Below are 9,107 nucleotides of genomic sequence, written 5' to 3'. Positions count from 1 at the left end.
GTTGGTGAAGTTGCCGCTCTTCTTCTTCTCCGTGTCGTACGGAGCGAGGAAGGGTGACAGGTAGTTGTCCGGGTCCGGGAAGTCCGGGAACCAACCGAGCTGGTGGACCGGGTACGCGTCGGCCGGGTACTCCTCCGAGTAGGTCACCCACTCCGTCGACTGCAGGTTGATTTTGAACAGTCCGGTCGCCTCGAGCTGACGCTTGACCGCGGCGTACTCCTCGGCCGAGCTCGAGCCGTAGTGATCCGGGTTGTACTGCAGCGGAATCGTGACCGGAGTCTTGACGCCGGCGTCGCTGAGGAACTTCTCAGCAGCGGCCTTGTCGGGCGCGTCACCATAGACGTCCTTGAACGCCTCAGTTGCTCCGACCTGTCCTTCCGGAACCATCGAGTAGGCGGGCGTGTAGGTGTCCTTGTAGACCTCCTTGGAGATCTCCTCACGGTTGATCGACGAGGCCACGGCCTTGCGGATCGCCAGCTTCTGGTCAGCGTCGTCGCCGGGCATCTTGTTCAGGTTGAACACGATGTAGCGAAGCTCTCCACCGTCACCCACCTCGACCTTGATTCCGTCGGTCTTCTCCAGGTCGGCGAGGTCAGTCGGCGTCAGCGAACGGTAGGCGACATCGATGTCCTTGTTCTTGATGTCGAGCTTCAGGTTCTCGGCCTTGGCGTAGTACTTCATCGTGACCTTGTCGGTCTTCGCCTTGCCGTAGGTGCCGTCGTAGTCCGGGTTGGCCTTGAACTCCGCCAGCTGGTTCTTGCTGTACTTGGTGATCGTGTAGGGACCCGAGAAGCCATTGGCCTCGACCGCGGCGTCATCGTCGAGGATCTTGTCCGCCGGGTAGGTCTCTTCATCGACGATCGGACCGGCCGATGTCACGAGGATCTGCGGGAACGTCACGTCGTTCGCGGCTGCGAGGGTGAACGTCACGGTCTTGTCATCCGTGGCCTCGACACTCTTCATCGCACCGAGAAGGGACGAGGGGCCGTTCGGATCAGCGATCTCGACGATGCGCTTGTACGAGAACGCGACGTCGGAAGCCGTCAGGTCGTTGCCGTTGGCGAACTTCAGTCCGTCCTTCATGGTGCAGACGTACTTCGTCGCATCTTCTGCGTCGAATTCACAATTCTCAGCGGCATCGGGCGTCAGCTCGACGCTGCCAGCCGGGAAGTTGAGGAGGTACTGGTAGACCTGCGTCTGGACGTTCAGCGAGCCATTGTCGTACGAGCCGGCCGGGTCGATCGAGACGACCTTGTCGGTCGTGCCGACGATCAAGCCAGCGCCGCTGTCGCCGCTGTCGTTGCCGGAGCCACACGCTGCAAGCGCGAGCCCCGCCACGGCGGTGGCCGCGACGAGCGCGGTTCCGCGTCGGAAGTTCTTCATTGCTCTCCTACATGTTCGAGCCGCGTTGTGCGCGGCGAAGTTGTCCGGATGGTGGACCGAGCCTTCCCGACGCTACCGCCCCGGGCCGCGGGTGAGACCCGCGCGAAGATTGCGATTTGGTTACTGTCCCGCGGTTCCGGCGTCTGGGCCACGTCGTACGCTTTAGGGCATGAGCCACAACGAGCATCTCGCTGACTTCGACCCCGACATCGCAGCCCTTCTCGATCTTGAGCTGCACCGCCAGCAGTCGACGCTCGAGATGATTGCGTCTGAGAACTTCGCGCCGGTTGCATCCCTGGAGGCGCAGGGCAGCGTCCTCACCAACAAGTACGCCGAGGGCTACCCGGGCAAGCGCTACTACGGTGGCTGCGAGTTCGTCGACCAGGTCGAGACGATCGCGATCGATCGCCTCAAGCAGCTCTTCGACGCCGACTACGCGAACGTACAGCCGCACTCCGGTGCTCAGGCCAACGCGGCAGCGCTCCACGCAATTGCCACGGTTGGCGACACGATCCTCGGCCTCGATCTGGCCAACGGCGGCCACCTGACGCACGGTATGAAGCTCAACTTCTCCGGCAAGCTCTACAACCCGATCGCCTATCACGTGGTTCCTGAGACCGGGCTCGTCGACATGGACGAAGTACGCGCCCTCGCCCACGAGCACAAGCCGACCGTGATCATCGCCGGCTGGTCGGCCTACCCGCGTCAGCTCGACTTCGCGCTGTTCCGCGAGATCGCTGACGAGGTCGGCGCCAAGCTGTGGGTCGACATGGCGCACTTTGCCGGACTCGTTGCCGCTGGCCTGCACCCGAGCCCGCTCCCCCACTCACACATCGTGACCACGACGACACACAAGACGCTGGGCGGTCCGCGCGGTGGCGCGATCCTCACCAACGACGAAGAGGTCGCCAAGAAGATGCGTTCGGCAGTGTTCCCCGGACAGCAGGGTGGACCGCTCGAGCACGTCATCGCCGCCAAGGCGGTTGCCTTCAAGATGGCGCTCGAGCCTGCGTTCAAGGAGCGTCAGGAGCGCACGATCGAAGGCGCCAAGATCCTCGCTGAGCGTCTGACCGCTGCTGACACCAAGGCAGCCGGCGTCAACGTGCTGACGGGTGGCACCGACGTGCACCTCGTGCTGGTTGACCTGCGCGACTCTGAGCTCGACGGCCAGCAGGCTGAGGACCGTCTTCACGAGGTCGGCATCACGGTCAACCGCAATGCGGTTCCCAATGACCCGCGTCCGCCGATGGTGACGTCGGGTCTGCGCATCGGTACGCCGGCGCTCGCGACTCGCGGCTTCGGCGCCGAGGAGTTCACTGAGGTCGCCGACATCATCGCCTCGGCACTGCTGCCGGGTGAGGTCGACATCGAGGGACTCCGCAAGCGGGCCACCGTTCTGGCCGAGCGCTTCCCGCTCTACCCAGACGTCAAGCCGTTCATGGCGTGAGCCTGAGAGCCTGGTTCCGGCCGGGGCTGCTCGGGCTGCACGCGTTTGCGGCGGTAGCCCTGGTGGCTTGTGTCGTCATGGGGCTGTGGCAGCTCGGCATCTACGACTCGCGCCAGGAGCATGAACGCGCTGATTCGCAGACCGTTCCCCGGGTCGCTCTCGACGGGCTGTGGGGTGCCGACGATCCGTTCGAGAGCCGGCTCAACCAACGACCTGTGACGATCGAGGGCGAGTTCGCCCCTGCCGATGAGCAGATGTGGGTCGCAGGCAAGGTGCAGGGCGGCCGCACAGGCGTATGGCTGCTGTCACCCGTGATCGTCGATGATGCTGCGATCGCGGTCGTACGGGGCTGGGCTCCGGCGGCGACGGAGTTCCCCGAAGTGCCTGCTGGTGACGTGACGATCGAGGCGGTCCTTCAAGCCGGCGAAGGTGGCGGCGCACCGTTCGACCCCACGACGCGGGAGATCGGTGCGGTGCGCATACCTGCGCTGACGAACGAGCTCCCGTACGACCTCTACTCGGGCTTCGCGATCAGCACGACGGCCGACGTCGCTGGCGGTCTGGCCCTGGCCGAGCCGCCTGCCAAGGATGTGCCCTGGACGACGGGTCTCCGCAATCTCGCCTACGCGTTGCAGTGGTGGGTGTTCGGCGCGTTCGCCCTGTTCATGTGGTGGCGCATGACGACCGAGAGCGTGGCAGCGGCGAAGCCGAAGGTAGCCTGACGCCGTGAAGAATCCGAGCGGTCCCCTCCGGGCCTACCAAGTCATCGCCACCGTCGTGGGCATCAACCTGATCTTCGTCTTCACGGCTGCGTTTGCTCAGCGCGCCACCGACGACACGTCGTGGTGGAACCGCAACGACAGCCTCATCTTCACGATCGACCAAGTCCACGGATTGCTGTTCATGGCACTTCTGGTGCTGATCGCGGTGCTGGCGACCCGCAACGGGTGGAGGCCGGGGTTCACGATCTCGACCATGTTGCTGGCAACGATCCCGTTCGTGAGCTTCTGGGCCGAGCGCCGTACGACCCGCAAGGTACGCGGCGCGCAGACCTAGCGGCCAGCGAAGGTGGCGTTTCCGGGGCCGTCCTTGAGGAACGACTCCATACCGCCCTGCAGATCCTCGGTGTTGAACAGTTCTGAGGCAATGGCAGTCGTGTGAGCGTTGGCCTCGGGCACACCGCCGGCCTCGAAGTGTCGAAGGATGTCCTTCGCGGCACCAAATGCCTTGGTGGGACCGATCGCGATCGACGTGACCAGTTCCATCACGGCGTCCTCGAAGCCATCGACCGGGAGCACCCGGTTGATCGCGTTCCACCGTTCCAGGGTCGCCGCGTCGTACAGGGCTCCGGTGAACACGAACTCCTTGGCACGGCCGACGCCTGCGCGGGAAGCCAGTCGCTGGGTCCCGCCCATGGTCGGCGTGAGACCGATGACGCGCTCGACCAGCCCGAACTTCGCCTTCTCGGAGGCGACGATGATGTCGCACGCGAGTGCCACCTCGAAGGCCCAGGTCAGGGTGAGGGCGTGCGCTGCGAAGAACGTCGGGATCGGCAGAGCCGCGACGCGGTCGGGCAGCTCGATCATCCGGTCGTAGAGCGCCTTGGTGTCGGCGAGGGTCTTCTGGTCGTGGAACTGCGAGACGTCGACACCACCGGACACGATCTTGCCCTCGGCTCGGATGAGCAGAGCGCGTGGCATGGACGCCTCGACATCGTCGAGGGCGCGGTCGAAGTCGGCATGCATCTCGATCGAATAGAGGTTGACCGGAGGTGCGCTGAACGTCAGCACTGCGATGCCATCGCCGACTCTCTCGACGGTGACCGCCATCAGTTGGCGGCGGGATCGTAGGAGCCACCCTTGTCAGCGACCGCGTTGCGGAACGCGATGACAACAGCTGCTGCAATGGCGAGGAGGAAGAGCTTTTTGAACATGGCCCCCACCGTATCTTCCCGACTTGGGAGGACATGAAACGATGGTCAGGTTCACACCGAGAGGAATACCCCCTGTGGCATCGAAGCTGATGGCAACATTCAAGACCAACCACGGCGACATCGTCGTTGAGCTCTTCCCCAACCATGCCCCCAAGACCGTCGAGAACTTCGTCGGTCTCGCCGAGGGCACCAAGGAATGGATCGACCCGGAGACCGGCCAGGTCTCGACCAAGCCGCTGTACGACAACCTCGTCTTCCACCGCATCATCCCCGACTTCATGTTGCAGGGCGGCGACCCGCTCGGCTCCGGCATGGGTGGCCCCGGCTACCAGTTCGAGGATGAGTTCCACCCGGACCTGCAGTTCGACCGGCCCTATCTCCTGGCGATGGCGAATGCCGGACCGGGAACCAACGGCTCGCAGTTCTTCATCACCGTGATCCCGACGGCCTGGCTCAACCGCAAGCACACCATCTTCGGCGAAGTTGTCGACGATGCGAGCAGGGCTGTGGTGGATGCGATCGCCGTTGTCGAGCGCGATCGATTCGACCGCCCGATCGAGCCTGTGACGCTTGAGAAGGTTGAGATCGCGCGCACTGAGGGATGAACCTCCCTGCGCAGGACTATCGCTGCTATCGCCACCCTGATCGCGAGGCCTACATCTCGTGTCAGCGGTGCGAGCGGATGATCTGTCCTGACTGCATGCGCGATGCTTCGGTGGGCTTCCACTGTCCTGAATGTGTGGCGGAGGGCGCGAAGACGGTTCGCGCTCCCCGCACCATCGCCGGCGGAGCGGTGTCGGCCAACGTCGGCGTGGTCAGCTTCGTTCTGATCGGCCTCAACGTCATCGCCTACATCGCGCAGCTCGCGACCGAAGGTCAGCCCGATTCGGTGTTCCAGCGCGGTGCGATGCAGGGGTACACCGTTGCTGACGGAGACTACTGGCGGCTGCTCACGGCAGCGTTCCTGCACGGCAGCCTGCTGCACATCGCCTTCAACATGTACGCGCTCTACCTGTTCGGGCCGTTCGTGGAGAAGGCACTGGGCACGGTGCGCTTCATCGCCGCCTATCTGACCACGGCGATCGCGTCGTCGGTGTTCGTCTATTGGCTCGAGAACCCACTGACGCCGACGATCGGTGCATCCGGTGCGGTGTTCGGACTCTTCGGCATGGCGTTGCTGCTCCTGCTGAGGGCGAAGCAGGACGTCACCACTCTCCTGGTGCTGCTGGCGATCAACGCCGTCATCAGCCTGCAGGGAAACATCAGCTGGCAGGGCCACCTCGGTGGATTCGTGGCGGGCTGCGTCCTGGGCGCGGCATTCGCGTATGCCCCGCGCGACCGCAAGCAGGCGGTTCAGGTGCTGGTGTTCGCGGGCGTGTGGACAGCGATGATCGCTGCCATCGTGATCCGTACGGGTCAGCTCAACTGACAGCGATGTGATTTACCCACACCTGTGCACACAGGTGTGGATAACTACAACCGTGTAATTCGGTCGGTCACTCCCACTTCATGGCGAAACCGAAGGCCGCCACGATGAAGCCCATGCCGATGACCAGGTTCCACTGGCCGAGGTCGGAGTAGAACGGGATCTCGGTGTTGCCGTCGCTGATCGTGTAGAACACCACGATCCAGATGAGCCCGATGACACCCGAGATGACCATTGCTGGTCCGGCCCAGCGGTTGCCGATCACGTTGGACTTGGGGGGCTTGGGTGCTTTGTCTTTCGCCACGACGAACTCCGGAAGGTTGCTGCGGCTCTGGTCCGCATCGAATGGGTGCTCTCGGATAGCGTAGTTGGCTACGGTGCAGTGAGGGAGTTCAGGTATGGCCAGGGTCGGTAGGCACGAGCGGCAGAGCTGGACGTTGGCCGTGCTGTCGATCTGCGTGATCGCAGGCTTTCTGTTCGTTGCGGCGTCAATCAACTCTGACGGCACCGACCTTCGCCCTGCAGGCGGCGATGTCGGCTCGTTGCTCAAGGAGCGGTCGGAGCGCATCGCTGACCGACGCGACGACGCCCGTGAGCTGAGGTCTGACATCGACTCGCTGTCAGCAGGAGTCTCGGGCGCTGCTCTCGACGACTATCGCGACAGGGTCGCCAAGCTTGAGCCGCCGACCGGGCTGACAGCGCTGCATGGCCCCGGCATCCGCGTCACGCTGACCGATGCTCCCAAGAGCGTCAATCCCGAGGGTGTCGATCCCAACCTGCTCGTCGTGCACCAGCAGGACATTCAGGCGTTCGTCAACGCGCTGTGGGCCGGTGGCGCAGAGGCCATCTCCCTGCAGGGCCAGCGGCTGATCTCGACGACGGGCATCAAGTGCGTCGGCAACACGGTGGTGCTCGACGGTGTCCCCTACTCCCCGCCCTACGTCATCGATGCAATCGGCGACAAGACGTCAATGAATGACGAGTTGTCGAGGTCGCCGGAGACGACCAGCTATCGCGTCTACGTGCAGGCCTACCAGCTGGGACTCAAGATCGAGACGCTCGAGGACATCCACATCACGGCGTACGACGGCCCTGTCAGCCTGGGTTTTGCACGCGCGACTTCGTCTTAGGGATCTTCGGGATCCGGTACGACCGGGTTGGTCGAGACAGTGATCGTCACGGTCGTACCCGGCGCAACGACTGTTCCCTCGGGCTTGTCCTGTGCGGTGACCTCATCTTGGGGTGCCGGTGACGCGGGATCTTCGACGACGTCGACGTTGAGCCCTGCGTCTTCGAGTGCGTCAATCGCCTCGGCCTTGGTCATTCCGACGACGTTCGGCACCGTCGACTGACCCTTGGAGACCTTCAGCGTCACGGTGCTTCCGAAGTCGACGATCTCGCCGGCAGGCGGATTGCTGTTGATCACCTGGTTCTCGGGCAGGGCGCTGTCGGCCTCCTGCTTCTTGACCTTGAGTCCCTTGTCCTCGAGCACCTTCTTGGCCTCGGCATACGAGAAGCCGTCGAAGTCCGGAATCGTGACCTCCTCCGGACCGGAGCTCACGATCAGCGTGATCTCGGTCTTCTCGTCGACTTCCTCGCCGGCCGGCGGGTCGGTCGCGATGACCAGACCTTCCTTGAGCTTGTTGTCCGGCCGTTGCTCATTCTCGGTCGAAACAATGAAACCGTCGCGAGTCAGTGCCCGGGTCGCGGTGTCGACCGGCATGCCGGTGACATCGGTGACCTCAACTTTCGGAACCTCCGGCGGCGGCTCGGTCATCTTCATGATGCCCCAGACCAGAGCGGCCAGCAGCAAGACGGCGACGATGCCAATGCCCCACCACTTGGCGTTGTTGTCATCCTCGTCGTCCTCGGGCGGTAGCGCGCGGCGGCCTCCACCGGCTGTCGGTGCGACGGGCGGGGCTGCGGGGGCGAGCTGTGTGGCGGCACCTACGGCAACAGTTGCAGCCGTCGGTGCGTCGACATGGAGGCCGGCAATGGCCCGCTCAATGTCCTTACGCATGTCGGCGGCACTCTGGTAGCGGTCCTCGACCTTCTTGGCGAGCGACTTCGCGACGATGTGGTCGATCGTGGTGCTGACGTCAGGGTTGAGCTGCGACGGAGGACGTGCCTCCTCGCGTACGTGCTGGTAGGCCACCGACACGGGGCTGTCGCCGACGAACGGCGGACGTCCGGTGAGGAGCTCGTACAGCAGGCAGCCGGTGGAGTAGATGTCACTGCGGGCATCGACTGTCTCGCCGCGAGCCTGCTCAGGCGAGAGGTACTGCGCAGTGCCGATCACGGCGGCTGTCTGCGTCATGGCGGACGAGGTGTCGGCGATGGCACGGGCGATGCCGAAGTCCATGACCTTGACCTGTCCGGACGGCGTCAGCATGACATTGGCCGGCTTGATGTCACGGTGGATGATGCCGTTGCGGTGGCTGTAGTCGATGGCGCTGAGCACGTCGGCCGTGATTGACAGGGCCCGCTCGGGCAGGATCTTGCGACCGTCTGCCGCGCCGCGCATGATGTCTCGGAGCGTCTGGCCTTCGATGTACTCCATCACGATGTACGGGACGTGGTTGCCATGCTTGTCGATCGATTCACCAGTGTCGTAGACGGCGCCAATGGACGGGTGGTTGAGGGCTGCGGTCGACTGCGCTTCCTTGCGGAACCGCGCCTGGAACGTGTCGTCGGCCGCGAGGTCTGAGCGCAGCTGCTTGACGGCTACCGTACGGCCGAGGCGCAGGTCGCGGCCCACTCGTACGTCGGCCATACCGCCGCGTCCGAGAAGCCCACCGAGCTCATAGCGCTCGCCGAGGCGGATTGGCTCATCGACGGGTTCGGTCATGGTGTCAGTCTCTCAATACGGTTGTTGGAAGTATGAATGGGTCCGGCGCACATCGCCGCATTCGACGTTC

General features: G+C 64.0%; 10 protein-coding genes. 6 read left to right on the top strand and 4 right to left on the bottom strand.

Going from position 1 to position 9,107, the window contains the following annotated elements:
- Positions 1-1,383 (bottom strand): ABC transporter substrate-binding protein (locus V6M39_RS00050; RefSeq protein WP_332641616.1); only part of this gene is annotated, 1,383 nt, incomplete at its 3' end.
- Positions 1,384-1,552: 169 nt separating this feature from the next.
- On the opposite strand from V6M39_RS00050, the gene glyA reads away from it, so the two are divergent.
- Genes glyA through V6M39_RS00035 form a run of 3 tightly spaced genes read left to right on the top strand, consistent with a single transcriptional unit; the run spans position 1,553 to position 3,886 of the window.
- A complete protein-coding gene (gene glyA, locus V6M39_RS00045; RefSeq protein WP_332641615.1) occupies positions 1,553-2,830 on the top strand; it encodes a serine hydroxymethyltransferase in 1,278 nt (425 codons plus the stop codon).
- Positions 2,827-3,552 carry an SURF1 family protein gene (locus V6M39_RS00040; RefSeq protein WP_332641614.1) on the top strand — a complete coding sequence of 242 codons (726 nt, stop codon included), beginning with the start codon at positions 2,827-2,829 and terminating at the stop codon, positions 3,550-3,552. The genes glyA and V6M39_RS00040 overlap by 4 nt, the downstream gene beginning before the upstream one ends.
- A gap of 4 nt (positions 3,553-3,556) precedes the next feature.
- Complete coding sequence (locus V6M39_RS00035) at positions 3,557-3,886, top strand: DUF3817 domain-containing protein (protein WP_332641613.1); 330 nt, start codon at positions 3,557-3,559, stop codon at positions 3,884-3,886.
- Here the strand turns inward: V6M39_RS00035 and V6M39_RS00030 are convergent.
- On the bottom strand, positions 3,883-4,659 hold the full coding sequence (locus V6M39_RS00030; RefSeq protein WP_332641612.1) for an enoyl-CoA hydratase/isomerase family protein: 777 nt from the start codon (positions 4,657-4,659) through the stop codon (positions 3,883-3,885). The two genes, V6M39_RS00035 and V6M39_RS00030, sit on opposite strands and share 4 nt — an antisense overlap.
- Positions 4,660-4,852: 193 nt before the next feature.
- On the opposite strand from V6M39_RS00030, the gene V6M39_RS00025 reads away from it, so the two are divergent.
- Together V6M39_RS00025 and V6M39_RS00020 are read left to right on the top strand one after the other, a co-directional pair.
- Positions 4,853-5,368 (top strand): peptidylprolyl isomerase, encoded by a 516-nt coding sequence (locus V6M39_RS00025; protein ID WP_442880626.1) that lies wholly within the window; start codon positions 4,853-4,855, stop codon positions 5,366-5,368.
- Positions 5,365-6,192 carry a rhomboid family intramembrane serine protease gene (locus tag V6M39_RS00020; RefSeq protein ID WP_332641610.1) on the top strand — a complete coding sequence of 276 codons (828 nt, stop codon included), beginning with the start codon at positions 5,365-5,367 and terminating at the stop codon, positions 6,190-6,192. Before V6M39_RS00025 ends, V6M39_RS00020 begins: the two co-directional genes overlap by 4 nt.
- Positions 6,193-6,259: 67 nt before the next feature.
- On the opposite strand, the gene V6M39_RS00015 is transcribed toward V6M39_RS00020, so the two are convergent.
- Positions 6,260-6,493 (bottom strand): cell division protein CrgA, encoded by a 234-nt coding sequence (locus V6M39_RS00015; RefSeq protein WP_332641609.1) that lies wholly within the window; start codon positions 6,491-6,493, stop codon positions 6,260-6,262.
- Between the two features lie 94 nt (positions 6,494-6,587).
- Between V6M39_RS00015 and V6M39_RS00010 the strand changes: the two genes are divergently transcribed.
- A complete protein-coding gene (locus tag V6M39_RS00010) occupies positions 6,588-7,319 on the top strand; it encodes a DUF881 domain-containing protein (RefSeq protein WP_332641608.1) in 732 nt (243 codons plus the stop codon).
- Here the strand turns inward: V6M39_RS00010 and pknB are convergent.
- Positions 7,316-9,037: a Stk1 family PASTA domain-containing Ser/Thr kinase gene (gene pknB / locus V6M39_RS00005; protein ID WP_332641607.1), complete on the bottom strand. Its 1,722-nt coding sequence runs from the start codon at positions 9,035-9,037 to the stop codon at positions 7,316-7,318. The two genes, V6M39_RS00010 and pknB, sit on opposite strands and share 4 nt — an antisense overlap.
- Positions 9,038-9,107 lie beyond the last annotated feature (70 nt).

The organism is Aeromicrobium sp., assembly GCF_036675695.1.
Classification (GTDB): domain Bacteria; phylum Actinomycetota; class Actinomycetes; order Propionibacteriales; family Nocardioidaceae; genus Aeromicrobium.
Note: the sequence above shows the minus strand (reverse complement) of the source record. Positions and strands in the feature narration are given on the sequence as shown.

Bases quoted from the DNA above. Each gene is read 5' to 3' on its own strand.
- glyA (WP_332641615.1), top strand. From the start codon at position 1,553: ATGAGCCACAACGAGCATCTCGCTGACTTCGACCCCGACATCGCAGCC.
- V6M39_RS00030 (WP_332641612.1), bottom strand. From the start codon at position 4,659: ATGGCGGTCACCGTCGAGAGAGTCGGCGATGGCATCGCAGTGCTGACG.
- V6M39_RS00025 (WP_442880626.1), top strand. From the start codon at position 4,853: ATGGCAACATTCAAGACCAACCACGGCGACATCGTCGTTGAGCTCTTC.
- V6M39_RS00020 (WP_332641610.1), top strand. From the start codon at position 5,365: ATGAACCTCCCTGCGCAGGACTATCGCTGCTATCGCCACCCTGATCGC.
- V6M39_RS00010 (WP_332641608.1), top strand. From the start codon at position 6,588: ATGGCCAGGGTCGGTAGGCACGAGCGGCAGAGCTGGACGTTGGCCGTG.
- pknB (WP_332641607.1), bottom strand. From the start codon at position 9,037: ATGACCGAACCCGTCGATGAGCCAATCCGCCTCGGCGAGCGCTATGAG.